Annotated in this window: 18 protein-coding genes and 2 tRNA genes; 6 read left to right on the forward strand and 14 right to left on the reverse strand. The window is 66.5% G+C overall.

Features of this window, described 5'->3' with window-relative positions; all coding sequences use genetic code 11:
- On the reverse strand, nucleotides 1-301 hold a 301-nt coding region (locus tag GXZ33_RS08470; RefSeq protein WP_291340431.1), incomplete at its 3' end, for a cbb3-type cytochrome c oxidase subunit I.
- A 587-nt stretch (nucleotides 302-888) separates the two neighbouring features.
- On the opposite strand from GXZ33_RS08470, the gene GXZ33_RS08475 reads away from it, so the two are divergent.
- Nucleotides 889-1,608, forward strand: a complete 720-nt coding sequence (locus GXZ33_RS08475) for an FCD domain-containing protein (protein WP_291340433.1) — start codon at nucleotides 889-891, stop codon at nucleotides 1,606-1,608.
- A 76-nt stretch (nucleotides 1,609-1,684) separates the two neighbouring features.
- Here the strand turns inward: GXZ33_RS08475 and nrdE are convergent, their stop codons facing one another.
- The 4 genes from nrdE to ykgO form a co-directional block, all read right to left on the reverse strand.
- Nucleotides 1,685-3,835: a class 1b ribonucleoside-diphosphate reductase subunit alpha gene (gene nrdE / locus GXZ33_RS08480; protein WP_291340435.1), complete on the reverse strand. Its 2,151-nt coding sequence runs from the start codon at nucleotides 3,833-3,835 to the stop codon at nucleotides 1,685-1,687.
- A gap of 37 nt (nucleotides 3,836-3,872) precedes the next feature.
- Nucleotides 3,873-4,331 (reverse strand): class Ib ribonucleoside-diphosphate reductase assembly flavoprotein NrdI, encoded by a 459-nt coding sequence (gene nrdI, locus GXZ33_RS08485; RefSeq protein WP_291340437.1) that lies wholly within the window; start codon nucleotides 4,329-4,331, stop codon nucleotides 3,873-3,875.
- A gap of 125 nt (nucleotides 4,332-4,456) precedes the next feature.
- Nucleotides 4,457-4,690, reverse strand: coding sequence for a glutaredoxin-like protein NrdH (nrdH, locus tag GXZ33_RS08490; protein ID WP_040086635.1), 234 nt, complete (start codon nucleotides 4,688-4,690; stop codon nucleotides 4,457-4,459).
- Between the two features lie 379 nt (nucleotides 4,691-5,069).
- Nucleotides 5,070-5,192 (reverse strand): type B 50S ribosomal protein L36, encoded by a 123-nt coding sequence (ykgO, locus tag GXZ33_RS08495; protein WP_005511141.1) that lies wholly within the window; start codon nucleotides 5,190-5,192, stop codon nucleotides 5,070-5,072.
- A gap of 158 nt (nucleotides 5,193-5,350) precedes the next feature.
- Between ykgO and GXZ33_RS08500 the strand changes: the two genes are divergently transcribed.
- Together GXZ33_RS08500 and nadE are read left to right on the forward strand one after the other, a co-directional pair.
- Nucleotides 5,351-5,869 (forward strand): CbrC family protein, encoded by a 519-nt coding sequence (locus tag GXZ33_RS08500; RefSeq protein WP_291340490.1) that lies wholly within the window; start codon nucleotides 5,351-5,353, stop codon nucleotides 5,867-5,869.
- Between the two features lie 28 nt (nucleotides 5,870-5,897).
- On the forward strand, nucleotides 5,898-6,719 hold the full coding sequence (nadE, locus tag GXZ33_RS08505) for an ammonia-dependent NAD(+) synthetase (protein WP_291340491.1): 822 nt from the start codon (nucleotides 5,898-5,900) through the stop codon (nucleotides 6,717-6,719).
- On the opposite strand, the gene GXZ33_RS08510 is transcribed toward nadE, so the two are convergent.
- From GXZ33_RS08510 to pgm, 7 genes are all read right to left on the reverse strand, one after another.
- Entirely contained in the window at nucleotides 6,716-7,474 is a 759-nt protein-coding gene (locus GXZ33_RS08510) for a fructosamine kinase family protein (RefSeq protein ID WP_291340492.1), read from the reverse strand. The two genes, nadE and GXZ33_RS08510, sit on opposite strands and share 4 nt — an antisense overlap.
- A gap of 10 nt (nucleotides 7,475-7,484) precedes the next feature.
- Nucleotides 7,485-7,907 carry a pyridoxamine 5'-phosphate oxidase family protein gene (locus GXZ33_RS08515; RefSeq protein ID WP_291340494.1) on the reverse strand — a complete coding sequence of 141 codons (423 nt, stop codon included), beginning with the start codon at nucleotides 7,905-7,907 and terminating at the stop codon, nucleotides 7,485-7,487.
- A gap of 157 nt (nucleotides 7,908-8,064) precedes the next feature.
- Nucleotides 8,065-8,137, reverse strand: a tRNA-Ala gene (locus GXZ33_RS08520).
- 110 nt (nucleotides 8,138-8,247) lie between these two features.
- A tRNA-Ala gene (locus GXZ33_RS08525) sits at nucleotides 8,248-8,320 on the reverse strand.
- Nucleotides 8,321-8,423: 103 nt separating this feature from the next.
- Nucleotides 8,424-9,161 (reverse strand): thioredoxin domain-containing protein, encoded by a 738-nt coding sequence (locus GXZ33_RS08530; protein ID WP_291340496.1) that lies wholly within the window; start codon nucleotides 9,159-9,161, stop codon nucleotides 8,424-8,426.
- 29 nt (nucleotides 9,162-9,190) lie between these two features.
- Entirely contained in the window at nucleotides 9,191-9,631 is a 441-nt protein-coding gene (locus GXZ33_RS08535; protein ID WP_291340508.1) for a MauE/DoxX family redox-associated membrane protein, read from the reverse strand.
- Between the two features lie 178 nt (nucleotides 9,632-9,809).
- Complete coding sequence (gene pgm / locus GXZ33_RS08540; protein ID WP_291340498.1) at nucleotides 9,810-11,468, reverse strand: phosphoglucomutase (alpha-D-glucose-1,6-bisphosphate-dependent); 1,659 nt, start codon at nucleotides 11,466-11,468, stop codon at nucleotides 9,810-9,812.
- A 163-nt stretch (nucleotides 11,469-11,631) separates the two neighbouring features.
- On the opposite strand from pgm, the gene GXZ33_RS08545 reads away from it, so the two are divergent.
- From GXZ33_RS08545 to GXZ33_RS08555, 3 genes are read left to right on the forward strand one after another with little or no spacing between them, the layout of a single operon-like run.
- Entirely contained in the window at nucleotides 11,632-13,050 is a 1,419-nt protein-coding gene (locus tag GXZ33_RS08545; protein ID WP_291340500.1) for a sodium:alanine symporter family protein, read from the forward strand.
- A gap of 20 nt (nucleotides 13,051-13,070) precedes the next feature.
- Nucleotides 13,071-13,382: a fluoride efflux transporter family protein gene (locus tag GXZ33_RS08550; RefSeq protein WP_291340509.1), complete on the forward strand. Its 312-nt coding sequence runs from the start codon at nucleotides 13,071-13,073 to the stop codon at nucleotides 13,380-13,382.
- On the forward strand, nucleotides 13,379-13,720 hold the full coding sequence (locus GXZ33_RS08555) for a CrcB family protein (RefSeq protein WP_291340502.1): 342 nt from the start codon (nucleotides 13,379-13,381) through the stop codon (nucleotides 13,718-13,720). The genes GXZ33_RS08550 and GXZ33_RS08555 overlap by 4 nt, the downstream gene beginning before the upstream one ends.
- Here the strand turns inward: GXZ33_RS08555 and GXZ33_RS08560 are convergent.
- Together GXZ33_RS08560 and GXZ33_RS08565 are read right to left on the reverse strand one after the other, a co-directional pair.
- Nucleotides 13,717-16,263, reverse strand: a complete 2,547-nt coding sequence (locus tag GXZ33_RS08560; RefSeq protein WP_291340504.1) for an ABC transporter permease — start codon at nucleotides 16,261-16,263, stop codon at nucleotides 13,717-13,719. The genes GXZ33_RS08555 and GXZ33_RS08560 overlap by 4 nt on opposite strands.
- 36 nt (nucleotides 16,264-16,299) lie before the next feature.
- The gene (locus GXZ33_RS08565) at nucleotides 16,300-17,073 is read right to left on the reverse strand and encodes an ABC transporter ATP-binding protein (protein ID WP_291340506.1); all 774 of its coding nucleotides are present in this window, start codon (nucleotides 17,071-17,073) and stop codon (nucleotides 16,300-16,302) included.
- Between the last annotated feature and the right edge of the window lie 312 nt (nucleotides 17,074-17,385).

The following is a 17,385-nucleotide window of genomic DNA, read 5'->3' on the forward strand; positions in this document are numbered from 1 at the left end:
AGACAATCGGCGTACCGAACAGCAGCAGCATCACGGTGCCGTGCATGGTGAACAGCTGGTTGAACTGCTCGTTCGACAGGAACTGCAGACCCGGGGAGAAGAGCTCCGCGCGGATCAGCAGGGCCATAAGGCCGCCGAGGAAGAAGAAGCTGAAGGACATGATGATGTAGTAAATGCCCAGCTGCTTGTGGTCGGTGGTGATCAGCATGTCCCAGGCGCGAGACCCCTTACGGTCAAGGCCTGTCGGCTGAGGGCGAGTCGGCTCGATGTAATCATCGAGCCTTGGCGCCACTGCGGTCATAGTTCCTCCTGACTACGAGACAGTCCGCACGACACGGACCGTCAAGCTTTTACTGCGCCTCATCTTAAAGGACGCGTAAGAGATTATTCCAGCCCAATAGGAGCTGGAGACGTAAGCCAGTGTAACCCCACCGGCCCTACAAACCGCAAGGATAACGGCAATTCGGGGCGAATCCACCCGAGAACGGAGCCCACCCCCGAAAATTGTGATCCGGGCCACGGTTGCGAACTGGGACATTGACATTCCTCGCAATTCCCGGGAACTCTCCACTACCCCCGGCCGGGCTCAACCTTTCGTATAGTCTCCCGTGTCGGGAACTAATCCGGCGCGGCATACGTCCACCGGCGCCCACCGGACATCTCCGGGGCCGGCACCCCCTCCGCCCGCCGGATGATTCCTTATATATAGGCCTTCCGGGGGCAGCCTCCGCCCCGACACTCCCGTTCACCCCCGAATCGGAATGTTCCGCTGATCGGACACCAGAGAATGAATCCCCCGATTTGTGGGAATTACCTGGGATACCGGACCTCAGAGCGTTTAGAATGACTAATAATGTGTTTCCCCGGCAGCCAAAGGAACCCGTAGTCATGACCGAGCCACAACGCACCCCAGCCGCCCCGCTGCTGGACAATGTCCTGGACGAGCTCGGGCGCGACATCATCTCCGGAACGCTGCCGGAGGGCCGCACCTTCACCCTGCAGGACCTGTCCAACCGTTTCGATATCTCCCGCACCGTCGCCCGCGAGGTCATGCGTGCCCTCGAGCAGCTCGGCCTGGTGTCCTCCTCCCGGCGCGTCGGCATCACCGTCCGTCCCCGTGCCTCGTGGGCCGTCTTCGACCAGTCGATCATCGACTGGCGTCTGGCGTGCCCGACTGAGCGTCGCTCGCAGCTGCGTTCCCTCAACCAGCTGCGGACCGGCATCGAGCCGCAGGCGGCCCGCCTGGCCGCCCGTAACGGCACCGTGGCCCAGAAGGAGGAGCTGGTGGGTCTGGCTGCGCGTCTGCGTGAGCTCGGTGCGTCCGGGGGCGGGGCCTCCCAGGAGTTCCTCGAGGCCGACAGTCGCTTCCACAACCTGCTCCTCGAGGCGTCGGGCAACGCGATGTTCGCCGCCCTCGCCCCCTCCCTGCTCAGTGTCCTCCACGGTCGCACCCGTTACGGCATGCAGCCGGCGGATCCCGCGCCCGCCGCCCTGACCGCGCATGAGCAGCTGGCCCGGGCCATCGCCGAGGGCGACGAGGCCTCCGCGGAGGAGCAGTCCCGTCAGCTGCTCACCGAGGTCGCGCAGATGTTCATCGACGACTACTGATCCGCTTGCCGACGCCCCCGTGCGTCAACGACGAAGGCGCGGACCCCGTTCCCGGGGTCCGCGCCTTCTCATTCGCCTAGAGCATGCAGGAGACGCAGCCCTCGATCTCGGTGCCCGTGAGGGCGACCTGACGCAGGCGGATGTAGTACAGGGTCTTGATGCCCTTGCGCCATGCGTAGATCTGCGCGCGGTTGATGTCACGCGTGGTGGCGGTGTCCTTGAAGAACAGCGTCAGGGACAGTCCCTGGTCGACGTACTTCGTGGCCACGGCGTAGGTGTCGATGATCTTCTCGTAGCCGATCTCGTACGAGTCCTGGAAGTAGTCCAGGTTCTCGTTGTCCATGTGCGGGGCCGGGTAGTAGACGCGGCCGATCTTGCCTTCCTTGCGGATCTCGATCTTCGACGCGATCGGGTGGATCGAGGAGGTCGAGTTGTTGATGTAGGAGATCGAGCCGGTCGGCGGGACGGCCTGCAGGTTGCGGTTGAAGAGGCCGTGCTCCATGACCTCGGCCTTGAGGTCGGCCCAGTCCTCCGCGGTGGGGACGTGCGCGGTGGACTTCTCGAACAGGCCCTTGACCTTCTCGGTCTTCGGTGCGAAGTCGGCTGGGTCGAAGCCGTCGAAGTAGCTGCCGTCGGCGTACTTGGACTTCTCGAAGCCGACGAACTTCTCGCCGCGCTCCTTGGCCAGCTTGTTGGAGGCCCGCAGCGCCTGGTACAGCACGGCCGCGAAGTAGGCGTTGGTGAAGTCGAGGCCTTCCTCGGAGCCGTAGTAGATGTGCTCGCGGCCGAGGTAGCCGTGCAGGTTCATCTGTCCCAGGCCGATGGCGTGGGAGGCCTTGTTGCCCTCGCGGATCGACGGGACGGAGTCGATGCTGGTGAACTCGGCGACGGAGGTGAGGCCGCGGATGGCGGTCTCGACCGTCTTGCCGAAGTCCGGGGAGTCCATCGCCAGGGCGACGTTCATGGAGCCCAGGTTGCAGGAGATGTCCTCGCCGATGGTCTCGTAGGAGAGATCCTCGTGGTAGGTCGAGGGGGTGTTGACCTGCAGGATCTCGGAGCACAGGTTGGACATGTTGATGCGGCCGTCGATCGGGTTCGCGGCGTTGACCGTGTCCTCGAACATGATGTACGGGTAGCCGGACTCGAACTGGATCTCCGCCAGGGTCTGGAAGAAGTGGCGGGCGTTGATCTTGGTCTTGCGGATCCGCGGGTCCTCGACCATCTCGTCGTAGAGCTCGGAGACGGAGATGTCGCCGAAGGGCTTGCCGTAGATGCGCTCCACGTCGTACGGGGAGAACAGGTACATGTCGTCGTTGCGACGGGCCAGATCAAAGGTGATGTCCGGGATGACCACACCGAGGGAGAGGGTCTTGATGCGGATCTTCTCGTCGGCGTTCTCACGCTTGGTGTCGAGGAAGCGCATGATGTCCGGGTGGTGCGCGTTGAGGTACACCGCGCCGGCACCCTGGCGGGCGCCGAGCTGGTTGGCGTAGGAGAAGGAGTCCTCGAGGAGCTTCATCACGGGGATGACACCGGAGGACTGGTTCTCGATGTGCTTGATCGGGGCGCCGGCCTCACGCAGGTTCGACAGGAGCAGGGCGACGCCGCCGCCGCGCTTGGACAGCTGCAGGGCGGAGTTGATGGCGCGGCCGATGGACTCCATGTTGTCCTCGATGCGGAGGAGGAAGCAGGAGACGAGCTCTCCGCGCTGGGCCTTGCCGGCGTTGAGGAAGGTCGGGGTGGCCGGCTGGAAGCGGCCGGTGAGGATCTCGTCGACGAGGTTCTCGGCCAGCTCACGGTTGCCGTCGGCGAGGAACAGCGCGGTCATGGTGACGCGGTCCTCGAAGCGCTCGAGGTAACGGCGACCGTCGAAGGTCTTCAGGGTGTACGAGGTGTAGTACTTGTACGCGCCGAGGAACGTCGGGAAGCGGAACTTGTAGGAGTAGGCCCGCTGGAACAGCGACTTGATGAACTCGTAGTCGTAGGCCTCGAGGACCTCCGGCTCGTAGTACTTGTTGTCCACGAGGTACTTCAGCTTCTCGTCCAGGTCGTGGAAGTACACGGTGTTCTGGTTGACGTGCTGCAGGAAGTACTGGTTGGCCGCTTCCCGGTCCTTGTCGAACTGGATCTGACCGTTCTCGTCGTAGAGGTTCAGCAGCGCGTTGAGAGCGTGGTAGTCGAGCTGCTCCTCCTGGGAGGTGGCGTGCTCGGAGGTCGTCGTGGTCAAAGCTTCTTCAGGCCTTTCTTGAGGGTGGACAGGGGCGTCAGCACGTGGCTGGTTGCGGCGTCTGAGATGTCCCGGGTGTCAGTCCGAGAGCCTCCGCGTTGGTGAGGAGCCCCTCCCGCAGGATACGCACATCCTCGGAGTTGCCCATCAGCTCGAAGCGGTACACGTAGGGCACGCTGCACTTCTGGGAGATGATCTCCCCGGCGAGACCGAAGTCCCGGCCGAAATTGGAGTTGCCTCCGGCGACGACCGCGCGGATGAGGCTGCGGTTGTGCTCGTTGTTGAGGAAGCGGATCACCTGCACCGGGACAGGGCGGGAGTTCTGGTGCGTCATGGAGGCACCTCCCCCGTACGTCGGGCAGACGAGCACGTAGGGCTCGTTGACGATGAGCGGTTCCTCGTTGCGGTAGAGCGGGATCCGTACGTTGGGCAGATCCAGCTTCTCGACGAAGCGACGCGTGTTCTCCGTCACGGATGAGAAGTACACGACGAGCATCTTCGATTCACTTCCCTTCCAGGAGCGTGAAAAGCCGCCCAGTGTCTCGTGGGCGGCAGGGTGGGCGGGTTGCACGGCGCGCGTGGTCGGACCCGACTCCCGGCGGGCCGATCCGGGGCCGGGACTTAAGCGACGACGGCAGCGAGGCTGCTGATGCGCTCCGGGCGGAAGCCGGACCAGTGCTCGCCGTTGGCCTCGACGACCGGAGCCTGGAGGTAACCGAGGGCGAGGACGTAGTCACGGGCCTCATCGTCGAGGCTGATGTCCACGGTCTCGTACGACAGGCCGGCACGGTCGAGGGCCTTCTCGGTGGCCTTGCACTGGACGCAGGCGGGCTTGGTGTAGAGGGTGATGGACATGGGAGTGGACCTCATTCTCTCGGACAGTCTCTCGGTGTGAAGGCGCTGGACGGGGTGTCTGCCCGGTCCGGCGGCGGTACCAACGACACTATACTTTGTGGTCAACCACCGCAACTAGCACTACATATAGTAGTTACACCGATGATATTCCCAGGACACCCGCCAGACCCGGCCCACATGTTGACCCATCCCCCACGACCGAACCACACGCGTGAAACCACAACGGTGTCATTTCCCCACTTCAGCACCGGCCCGTTACCGTATTGTTATATTCCCCGGTAAGCTTCTGTCCCCTCCCCGACCGGTTCCGGACAAAAGAGAACCGCCCACCGCCGCTGTCCGGGGACAACGGGGTGGACGGTCACTCAGCAGCTGACGCTTAGCCCTGGCGAGCCTTGAAGCGCGGCTCCTTCTTGTTGATCACGTAGACCTTGCCGCGGCGACGCACGACCTGGGCGCCCGGCTTGTTCTTCAGCGACCGAAGCGACTTGCGGACCTTCATCGGGCGCTCCTTTCTGTATGCGCGACTGTTGTTACGATGCGACTTTCTCAACATGGCCCTACCGGCCATGACACGAGGGAACATGTTACCCCACGCCGCAGGCAACCTCCAAAACGCTCGCCGGGCGGAACTCATCGCGCAGCACTAGGGCCAGGACCGTGTCCCCCGAACGTGCCCTCCCCTCCTTCCGCTACCACCCTGACCCTGTGGCCACCCGCGCCGTCGAGCCCGACGCAGACGCCGTCTGCGAGTGCTGCGGGGAGCAGACCGGCTGGAACTATATTGCCCCCGTGTACGGGCCCCGTAGCTGGCCGGAATTCCTGTGCCCGTGGTGCATCTCCTCCGGTCGTGCGGCCCGGGAGCTGGAGGTGTCCTTCTGCGACTACACGAACGAGCCCATCCCCCCGGAGAGCCTGGAAGAACTCGCCTACCGGACGCCCTGCTTCAGTACGTGGCAGGACGCGATGTGGATGACCCACTGCGGGGACGCCGCCGCCTTCCTCGGGGAGGTGGGCTGGGACACCCTGCAGTCGCTGCCGGACGCGCAGCAGTCGCTCCTCGACTACGGCCTGCCCGCCGAGGAGCTGCCACACCTGGTCAAGTACGGTTGGATCGCGGGCTTCCTTTTCCGCTGTCTCACCTGTGGCACGCACGTGGCCTACTACGACATGGGTTAGCACCCACGCACGCGGCTAGGATCGGGGCATGTCCCTCCAGAAGCAGATCATCGACGCCCTCCACGTCAAGCCGCTTATCGACGCCCCCGCGGAGGTCACCGCCCGCGTCGACTTCCTCGCCGACTACCTGCGGGTGACCGGCATGAAGGGCTACGTCCTCGGCATCTCCGGCGGCCAGGACTCCACCCTGGCAGGCAGGTTGGCGCAGTTGGCCGTCGAGAAGCTCCGTGAGGAGGGCGGGGAGGCCGAGTTCTGGGCCGTCCGCCTGCCCCACGGCGTGCAGTTCGACGAGGACGACGCCCAGATGGCGCTCGATTTCATCCGCCCCGACCACCGTGTGACGGTGAACATCGCCGGCGCGACCGGCCAGATGGGCACGGCCGTCGCCACCGCCCTGGGACAGGACACCCTGGGGGATTTCAACAACGGCAATGTCAAGGCCCGCCAGCGCATGATCGCCCAGTACGCCATCGCCGGGGAGAAGTCACTGCTCGTCCTCGGCTCCGACCAGGCCGCGGAGAACGTCACCGGCTTCTTCACCAAGTTCGGTGACGGCGCCGCCGACATCATGCCGCTCACCGGCCTGAACAAGCGCCAGGGGGCGCAGATGCTCGAGTACCTCAAGGCTCCGCCGGCGACGTGGGAGAAGATCCCCACCGCCGACCTCGAGGACGACCGACCCGCCCTCCCCGACGAGGAGGCCCTGGGCGTGTCCTACGAACACATCGACGACTACCTCGAGGGGCAGGACGTCCCCGACGCCGCCCGCGAACGCATCGAGCACCTGTGGCGTATCGGCCAGCACAAGCGGCACCTGCCGCCGGGCCCGCACGACACGTGGTGGCGCTAGGCCAGCTTCTCCAGGGTGTCCCGCGCCGCCTGCACGAGCGGACGCGCGTAGCCCCGCCCGTGGGTGAGGGCGTGCACCGCCAGGGGGTGGAGCTGGTGCATCGGGAAATGGTCGCGGAAGTCCTCCGGCAGCGGCGTGACCTCCCGGTAGCCGCGCCACACATCGTCCGGGAACGCCACCCCGAACAGTGACAGCATCGCCAGGTCCGTCAGCGGGTGCCCGCCGTGGGCGGCCGGGTCGATGAACACCGGCCCGCCTTCAGTGAAGAGCAGGTTCCCGGCCCACAGGTCGCCGTGGATACGCGCCGGCGTCACGTCCCACTGCTTCCCGAGGACCGCCGCGCACGCCTCCTCCACCACGGCCAGGCCGTCGGCGTCGAGGTTGCCCGCCTCCTGCGCCCGCCGGGCGAAGGGCAGGACCCGCTGGTTCACGTAGAAGTCGGCCCAGTCCTCCGTCGGCGTGCACTCCTGTTCCTGTGTGCCGATGTAGTTCGGTCCCTCCCAGCCGGTCGGCGGGGCCCCGAAGGCCTCCGCGCCGGCCAGGTGGATGCGGGCCAGCTCGCGGCCCGCCTGCCGGGCTGCCTCCTGGGTGGGGCCCACCTCGCGCACGAGACGGGTCTGCAGGGTGTTGGCGTCGGTGTCCAGGGAGACGACCTCCACGACGACGTCGGAGGCCTCCCGGAGCCAGCGCAGCCCCGCGGCCTCCGCCTCAGCGGATCGGAGCTCACGGGGCTGCTTGGTGAAAACTTCAGTCATGCAGGAGAGTCTAGTAACGCTCCGGCTCCTCGCCGACCTCGAACTCGCGGCCGGAGATGCTGGTGGCGGTGATGCGCACCCAGTTGTACTTGAGGGTCGGGGCCCACGGCTTGAGCCCCAGGGTATCCGCGTGGGAGACGTCCGCGGAGTTCTCCAGCACCTCAGCGGTGCCACGGACGATGACGGACCAGGCGGTCCCGCCCTCGAGGCCGTCGGCCTCGAAGAGGACGTCGTGGTTGAGGTTGAGGGTGAACAGCTTGGCGCCCTCAGCGGTACGGAAGTAGATCGCCTCACCGTCGACGACGAAGTTGACGGGGAAGATCTCGAGCTCTTCCTTGCGGTGCATCACCACGCGGCCGGGCTGCACGTCGGCGAGGTAGGCCAGGGACTGCTCGGTGCTCAGGGTGCGGAAGACTTCATCATTGAAGGACATGCTGGGGTGACTCCTCGTTCGGTTCAACGCTGATGCGTACTTGTGTATCCCACACTACGTCGGATACGCCTGCGACGAGTGGTGGGCATCAGGCGATCTCCGTCACCGACCCCGCAACGGAAAAGAGGCCCACCCGAAGGTGAGCCTCTCATTCACGTGGAGCTAAGGGGACTCGAACCCCTGACCCCCACACTGCCAGTGTGGTGCGCTACCAGCTGCGCCATAGCCCCGTTGGAACTTGCTTCACTGTACACGGAGCAGCCGCACAGCACCAAATCGCCTCCCACCCCACCCCGGAAAACGAGAAGAGGCCCACCCGAAGGTGAGCCTCTCATTCACGTGGAGCTAAGGGGACTCGAACCCCTGACCCCCACACTGCCAGTGTGGTGCGCTACCAGCTGCGCCATAGCCCCGTTGGAACGTGTTTCAATGTACACCGCACCACGTTCAAGCTCCAAATCGCCTGGTCAGACGCTTATCGACGACGCATCGTCGATAAGCGCCCGCACGTGGTGACTAGCCCAGGAGGATCTTCAGCCACTGGTTGATGTCGCCCTTCTCACCCACGACATCCTCGCCGTCCCGGATGACGCGCGGCGAGGACACGGAACCGGTCTCCTCGTTGAGCTTGTCGGCGTTCGCGGTGGCCAGGGAGTTGGCGGCGTCGACGTTCTCGCCGGAGCGGATCTTGTCGACGACCGCGTCGGAGGCACCCACATGCTTCGCCGCGTTGGCGAAGTCGTCGTTGGACCACTTGTTGTAGATGTCCTCCTGCTCCTCCATGAGGACGGCGCGGTAGTTCCAGTAGACGTCGGTCTCGCCGGCCTCGGCGACGGCCAGGACGGCGGCGGCGGCGCGGGTGGAGTGGCCGTCGATGTTGCCGCGGTCCAGGAAGTTCAGGGTACGGACGTTGACCACCACGTCACCGGCCTCGATGGCGGCCTGCATGTCGGCGTCGGTGTTCTCCGCCAGCTTTCCGCAGTAGGAGCAGGAGAAGTCCTCGTAGAGATCGACCTCAGGGGCGTCCGCCTTGACGTTGTCGGACTTGAGGGTCACGGCATTGTCGGAGAAGTCCGAGGTGAAGGCGACGTCGACCCGCTCCCGGTCGGCGAGGTGCTCGGTCTTCTTGCCCTGGCCGGACATGACGATGTAGCCGATCACGACCGCCGCGATGGCGATGATGGCCACGACGGCCCAGATGAAACCACTGCCGCCCTTGGCGTTCGGGTTGGAGACCTTGGTGGACTTGCTCACTTGTTGATCCTTAGGTTTTTCGGGATGTGTCAGGGATAGAGGGCGAACCTCTGGAAGGGACGGTAGACGGTCCACAGCGTCAGTGCCAGGAACGCCAGGTCACGCAGGATGGTGACGAAGTAGTCCATGGCCAGCTGGTCCACGTTCGGCTCGATGTTGAAGCAGCCGCAGTCGATGCTCAACCCACGCAGCCAGGCCTGGCCGACACCGACGATGAACAGCACCATCACCCACGCGGCCACCTTGCTCGCCGGCCGCAGGAAGATGCCCAGCAGCAGCAGGACGCCACCGGCGATCTCCAGCGGGCCGATGAGGCGCGCCAGGACATCCGACCAGTACGGGGTGAAGATCTCGTAGGCCGCGATGGCCTGCGTCATGTTGAGGTGGTCGTTGAGTTTCGGGATGCCGGCGGAGATCCAGATGTACGCCATGAAGAAGCGCGCGAACGCACTGACGCCGTCGAGGATCAGCCGCACCGTCCGGGACTCGGCCGCTGAATCAGCGACGTCGGCCTCGCCGCCCGGGGTCTCCCGGGCGACGGCCGACGTCGTCTCTGCATGTTTGGTGGTGGACACAACCACGTACTTTAGTCCACCGCGCCACTCCCGGCCCACATGAATTCTGCGGGCGGGCCAAGATCACAGGCTGCTACTTGCCGAGCACCTGGCTCACCACAGCCTGCGCCTCCTGCTGCACCTGGCGCAGGTGCTCCTCGCCCTTGAAGGACTCGGCGTAGATCTTGTACTTGTCCTCGGTGCCGGAGGGGCGGGCCGCGAACCAGGCGTTCTCGGTGGTCACCTTGAGGCCGCCGATGGCTGCATCGTTGCCCGGCGCGTTGGTGAGCTTCGCGGTGATCGGCTCGCCGGCCAGCTCGGTCGCGGTGACCTGCTCCGGGGACAGGGCCTTGAGGATGGCCTTCTGCTCACGGTCGGCGTCGGCGTCGGTGCGCGCGTAGGCCGGGGCACCGTACTCGGCGGCCAGCTCCGCGTAGCGCTGGGACGGGGTCTTGCCGGTGACGGCGGTGATCTCCGCGGCCAGCAGGTCGAGGATGAGGCCGTCCTTGTCGGTGGACCACACCTGGCCGTTGCGGCGCAGGAAGGACGCACCCGCGGACTCCTCGCCGCCGAAGCCGACGGAGCCGTCGATGAGGCCCGGGACGAACCACTTGAAGCCGACCGGCACCTCGACGAGCTTCCGGCCCAGGGAGGCGACGACACGGTCGATCATGGAGGAGGAGACCAGCGTCTTGCCGACGGCGGTGTCCGCCGCCCACTCCGGGCGGTTGGCGAAGAGGTACTCGATGGCCACCGCGAGGTAGTGGTTCGGGTTCATCAGGCCGTGGTCCGGGGTGACGATGCCGTGGCGGTCGGCGTCGGCGTCGTTGCCGGTGGCGATGTCGTAGCGGTCACGGTTGGCGATGAGCGAGGCCATGGCGTCCGGGGAGGAGCAGTCCATGCGGATCTTGCCATCGGTGTCCAGGGTCATGAAACGCCAGGTGGCGTCGACCTCCGGGTTGACCACGGTGAGGTTGAGCTTGTGGGTGTCGGCGATGGCGCCCCAGTAGTCCACGGAGGCACCACCCATCGGGTCGGCGCCGATGGACAGCCCGGAGTCCCGGATGGCGGTGATGTCGACGACGTTGGGCAGGTCGTTGACGTAGGTGTCCATGAAGTTGTACTTCCCGGCACGCTCATCCAGCACACCGGAGACCGGGGTGCGCTCCACCCCCTGGAGTCCGGCCCGCAGGTACCCGTTCGCACGCTCGGCGATCCAGTCGGTGGCGTCGGTGTCCGCGGGGCCACCGGACGGCGGGTTGTACTTGAAGCCACCGTCACGCGGCGGGTTGTGGGACGGGGTGATGACGATGCCGTCCGCCCGCTTCGGGTCGGTGCCGGTCACGCCACCCGCCAGGCCGGCGTTGTGCGCGAGGATCGCGTGGGAGATCGCCGGGGTCGGGGTGTAGCGCCCGCGGTCGTCGACAAGCACCGCGACACCGTTGGCGATGAGCACCTCCAGCGCGGACACCATCGCCGGCTCGGAGAGGGCGTGCGGGTCACGGCCGACGAAGACGGGGCCGCCGATGTTGTTCTCCCGGCGGTAGTCGACGATGGCCTGCGTGGTGGCCCAGATGTGCTGCTCATTGAAGGCATTGTCGAGGGAGGAGCCACGGTGACCGGAGGTGCCGAATGCGACCTGCTGGTCCGGGTTGTCGACGTCGACCTCGCGGGTGTAGTAGGCGGTGACCAGTTCCGCGATGTCGATGAGGTCCTCGGGACGTGCCGGCTGGCCTGCGCGCTCGTGTGCCATGTCTCAAATCCTGTTCGTGTGGTTTCCGGGCATCGGTGACATCCATTGTCGTCGCGTCACAGGGTCCCCGCACGGGTGCCGCCGGAAGATGCCCGTTCCCACCCCCGGCAGGGGGCACCACCCCGGTGTGGTCGACGCCACAGACCGGTAGTACCTTGATCCCATGGAATCGCTGCAGAACGCACTCGACACCGCCGGAGGGGTGGTGTGGGGGCCGTACGTCCTCATCCCCCTGCTCCTGGGCACCGGCCTGTACCTCACCATCCGTCTGGGCGGTATCCAGTTCCGGACCCTCGGGCGGGCCCTCCGGCACGGGCTTCTCGACCATTCCGACACCTCCGGCAAGGGCGACATCTCCAACTACCAGGCGCTGACCACGGCCCTGGCCGCCACCGTCGGCGTGGGCAACATCGTGGGTGTGGCCACCGCCCTGTCCGTCGGCGGTCCGGGTGCGCTGTTCTGGATCTGGGTCACCGGTCTGGTGGGCATGGCCTCGAAGTACACGGAGGCGTTCCTCGGCGTGCGGTTCCGCACCACCGACGCGAAGGGTGAGCAGTCGGGTGGCCCGCAGTACTACCTCAAACGGGGCATCTCCGGCCCGGTGGGGCAGGTGCTGGCATTCCTGTTCGCCCTGTTCGCGGTGATAGCGTCGTTCGGCATCGGCAACCTGACGCAGGCCAACGCGGTGGCCTCCAACGTGGAGCGCACCTTCGGCTTCTCCCCGGTGATCTCCGGTGCGGTGATGTTCGTCTTCGTCGGTGTCGTGCTCCTCGGCGGCATCCGCGCCATCGGCCGGGTCACCGCCGCCTTCGTGCCGATGATGATCCTCCTCTACGTCACCGCCGGCCTCGTCGTCCTCGTGCTCAACATCGACCAGATCCCCGCGGCCCTGGCGCTCATCATCACCGACGCCTTCACCGGCACCGCTGCCACCGGCGGTTTCGTCGGCGCCGGCATCATGCTGGCCATCCAGTTCGGTGTCGCCCGCGGCATCTTCTCCAACGAGTCCGGCATGGGTTCAGCCGCCATCGCCGCGGCCGCCGCGAAGACGTCCCACCCGGTGCGCCAGGGCCTGGTGTCCATGACGCAGACGTTCATCGACACCCTCATCGTGGTCACCATCACCGGCCTGGTCATCGTCACCGCCGGGGTGTGGGACACCGGCCGTGAGTCCGCCGGCACCATGACCGCCGCCGCCTTCTCCGCGGCGCTGCCCGGCGAGTGGGGCGGCACCCTCGTGTCCCTGTCGGTCATCTTCTTCGCCTTCTCCACCCTCATCGGCTGGTCCTACTACGGCGAACGTTCCCTCGAGTCCCTCGTCGGCCGCGCCGGCACGATCCCCTACCGTCTGTTGTTCACCCTCACGGTGTTCCTCGGCGCGACGGTGGAGCTGGAGCTCGTGTGGTCCTTCTCTGACCTCGCGAACGGCCTCATGGCCCTGCCCAACCTCATCGGCCTGCTGATCCTCTCCGGCCTGGTGGCCCGCGAGACGAAGGCCTACCTCAAGTTCGATCCGCGGCTGCGGGCCTCCCCGGAGGAGGTCGCCGCCTACATGCGTGCCCAGGGAGCCGAGTGGCGTTAGTGTCACCGACATGCGCCGCCATGCTCCGCGACGCCTCCTCCGTCGGCCTCGGTGCCGCTCTCGGCGCCCTCGCGCGCTTCGCCCTCGAGGGCCCACTGTCCCTGCTCGGGGTGAACCTCGTGGGGTGTCTGCTCATGGGGTGGCTGCGTCCGGGGGCCTTCTGGGGGCGCGGTGTGCTGGGTGGTTTCACCAGCTTCTCGACGTTCGCCCACCTCACCGCCACCACCACTCCCCTGGCGGCGGCCGGGTATGTGGTGGCCACGCTCGGTGGGTGCGTGGCCGCCTGGTTCCTCGGCGATCTGCTCGCTGATCTGCGGGGGCGGGCCGCATGACGGAGATCCTGTTCACCGTCGGGGCGGTCGGGGCCGGGGGTTTCCTCGGCGGGCTCGTCCGCTGGGCGCTGGCGGTGTGGCCCGGTGGTCTGCGCGGGACCTTCACCGCGAACCTGCTGGCGGTGACCGTGCTCGGCGCGGTCCTCGGGATCGGCGGACTGCCGGCCCTGGCGCTGGGCACGGGCTTCGCGGGGGCCCTGTCGACATGGTCGACGCTGGCCAAGGAGATCGGTGAGCTGCTGCAGGCCCGTCGTTTCCGTCTCGTGGCCGGATACACGTCAGCCACGCTCACCGCCGGGGTGGCGGTGGCGTGGCTGATGGCGGGGCTGTTCCCTTAGTCGGAGATGGCGTCCAGCGGCGGGGTCCTGGCCGCGCGGTTGGCGGGCCAGATCGCGGCGAACACGCCGACGACGCCGGAGCCGGCGAGCATCCACAGCAGCTGTCCCCACGGCACGGACAGGGTGTCCAGGCCCTGGTCGCGCAGAACCTCGAGGAAGGCCCAGCCCAGGCCGAGGCCGATGAGGATACCCATGACGGCGCCGAAGACGGCGATCTGCACGGCCTCGAGGGTGATCATGGTGCGGACCTGGCGACGCTGGGAACCCACGGCGCGGAGCATGCCGATCTCCTGGCGACGCTCGATGACGCCCAGGGTGAGGGTGTTGACGATGCCCAGCACCGCGATGATGACCGCCAAGGCGAGCAGCGCGTAGAGGATGTTGAGCATCATGTCGATGGCCTGGCCGGCCTGGCCCGCCATCTCCTGGGTGCTCATCACCTGCACGACGATGAAGCCCTTGACGGCCTCCTCGAGGTTGGCGCGCAGGTCATCCTCGCTGAGGGAGCCGTCGCCGTTGACACCGACCATGTTCACCACCAGGGCGCCCGGGGGCAGCATGCCGTCGACGGACTCCTTGGAGATGACCATGTTCTGGATCATGTTGTTCTCCTCGAAGAGACCGACGACCTGGATCTCCCGGGGCTCCGCGCCGACGCCCGGGGCGGTGAGCTCGAGGGTGTCGCCGACCTTCCAGCCCTGCTTCTCCGCGAAGGCGGTGGTCGCCAGGACACCCGGGGTGGCACCCAGGTCGGAGGTGCCCTCGGTGACCTCGGTGAGGGCCATGTCGGAGACGTCACCGTCGATGACCATGGTCATCGAGTGCGGTCCCATGCTCTGCGACGCCACCCCGTCGACGTACACCGGCGCCGACGACATGGTGAGGACCTTGTCCACGCCCTCGACGTCGCGGACGGCGTCGGGGGTGCCGGCGGGTGTCGGGAAGCTGGAGTTGGTGGGCCCGGAGAGGACGAAGTCGGCGGAGACGTTGTTCTCCACGACGTCGGAGATCGACGCCTTCATGGTGTCGCCGAGCATGCCGATCGCGGTGACCAGGGCGACACCGAGGGTGAGCGCGAAGGCGGTCGCCGCGGCGCGGCGCGGGTTGCGGCGGGAGTTGGTGGACGCGAGTCGGCCGATCGCGCCGAAGGGCAGTCCGATGACGCGGCCCAGGGTGGGGACGATCGGCAGGGACATCGCCGGGCTGGCGAAGAAGAAGCCGACGATGACGCCGACGGCGCCGACACCGACGAGGATCGCCCGCGTCGAGGTGGAGGAACCGTCGAGGAGCACGCCGGCCAGGGCGGCCCCGGCACCGACGGCCATGAGCAGCGCGCCGATGACCGTGCGGACCAGCAGCGGCTGATCCGTGGACCCCTCGCTGGAGCGCATCGCCTCGACCGGCTTGACCTCACCTGCCCGGCGGGCCGGGATCCACGCGGAGACGATCGTCACCAGGGTGCCCAGGAGGACGGGGACGAGCACGGCGGACGTCGACAAGCCCAGACCCGAGTCCGGCAGGTCGAGGCCCTGCGACGACATGACGCCCTTGATGGCGGCGACGAGGCCGATGCCGGCGAGCACGCCGAGCGCGGAGCCGATGAGTCCGACGATGAAGGCCTCGAACACCACGGAACGGGTGATCTGCTCACGGGCCGCGCCGAGGGCGCGCAGCAGCGCGAACTCCTTGGTGCGCTGCGCCACGATCATGGAGAAGGTGTTCGCGATGAGGAAGGTGCCCACCAGCAGCGCCACCAGTCCGAAGGCGATGAGGAAGTAGTTGACGAACGACAACGCCTGCGACATCGTCTCCGTGAGCTTGGCCGCGAGGGCGTCACCGGTCTCGACCTCGATGCCCTCGTAGGTCGCGGACAGGTGCGCGACGAGCTCCTCGTCGGTGGTGCCCTCCGCCGCGGAGAGGATGAGCGTGCTGGCGGTGCCCTCCAGCGTGTAGCGCTCCAGGTAGGCGTCCTCCGGCATGTAGGCCGTGAGGGAGGTCCGCGCGTCGAGTTCCTCGTCGTAGATGCCGGTGACGGTCATCTCGTGGCGGTCCTGGGGATCCACGACGAGCAGCCGGTCGCCGACCGAGACACCGTAGTTCTCGGCACCGAGGCGGTTGAGGGCGATCTCATCCCCCTGCGTCGGTGCCTCACCCTCGACGATCGTGCGCTGTGCGCCGACGGCGTGCTCCGGGTCGTACCAGATCGACAGGGTGGAGGTGCCCCGGCCGACCTGGATGGGCTCCTCCTGGGCGTTCGCCATCACCACGCTTTGCGACGCCGTGATGTTCGCGTCATTGACCACCTCATCGGAGGCGATGTCGGCACGCAGCGACGCCGGGATGCCCGGCGGGTCCTCGGCCGCGGTCACGACGGCGTCGACACCGTCGTAGGCGCTGCTCACCGCGGACTTGAAGGTGCTGTCCAGCGAGTTGGTGAACATGAAGGCACCGGAGATGAAGGCCGTGCCCAGCACGACCGCCAGGACCGTCAGCGCGAGGCGCAGCTTGTGCGCCGCGATGTTGCGCAGGCTGACCTTGCGCATGGTCGAATTCTTCGCCACTGGTTCGCCCAGCCTCCCCTAGTGCTCGACGCCGGCCATGGCGGCGAGGATCTCGTCCATGGACGGGTCGATGAGTTCGTTGACCAGGCGGCCGTCAGCCAGGAACACGACGCGGTCCGCGTAGGAGGCGGCACGGGCGTCGTGCGTGACGATGACGACGGTCTGGTCGTCCTTGTCGACGGCCGTCCGCAGGATGTCGAGGACCTCAGCGGCGGAGTTCGAGTCCAGGTTGCCGGTCGGCTCATCGCCGAAGATGATCTCCGGACGCGACACCAGGGCACGGGCGCAGGCCACGCGCTGCTGCTGTCCACCGGAGAGCTCCGCCGGCCGGTGGGTGAGTCGCTGGGCCAGACCCAGACGGGTGGTGATCTCCTTGAACCAGGCCTCATCCACCTTGCGGCCGGCGATGTCCGACGGGAGGGTGATGTTCTCCGCCGCCGTCAGCGTGGGAACCAGGTTGAAGGACTGGAAGATGAAGCCCAGCCGGTCACGACGCAGCGCTGTCATCTCCTTGTCGCGCAGCTGCGACAGATCCGTGTCACCGATGAGCGCCGACCCCGAGGAGGCCGAATCCAGGCCCGCCATGCAGTGCATGAGCGTGGACTTGCCGGAACCCGAAGGACCCATGATGGCGGTGAACTGATTCTTCGCGAACGCGACGTTCACGTGATCCAGAGCGGTCACCGCCGTCTCACCCTCGCCGTACTGCTTGTGCAGGTTGACGGCGCGTGCGGCGTACTCGATGCCCTGTCCGGCGTTCTCCCCGGCCACCTGGGACCCGTTGTCTGTCATGATGAGTAGTCTTCTCCTGAAATCTTCTGCTCCAAAGAACAAAGCTAACCGTACAAAGCCTACGGAACACCAAGTTCTGCCGTGATCTTCGGGACCAGTTGCCGATGAAACAGCGTAAAGGCAGCTGCTGACCGCCCTGACGCTACCTGTTGTCGGACGGGAGGGGAACTCCGACGGGAAAGCACAAAACAGCCCCGGGATCACCAACAGTGATCCCGGGGCTGTCTCAGCATATTCAGTTGTTTTTTGTTTAGCGTCGGCGGCAACCTACTCTCCCACACCCTCCCGAGTGCAGTACCATCAGCGCGGGCA

Origin of the sequence: Corynebacterium sp. (assembly GCF_012838985.1) — a bacterium.
In the GTDB taxonomy this organism is placed as follows: Bacteria; Actinomycetota; Actinomycetes; order Mycobacteriales; family Mycobacteriaceae; genus Corynebacterium.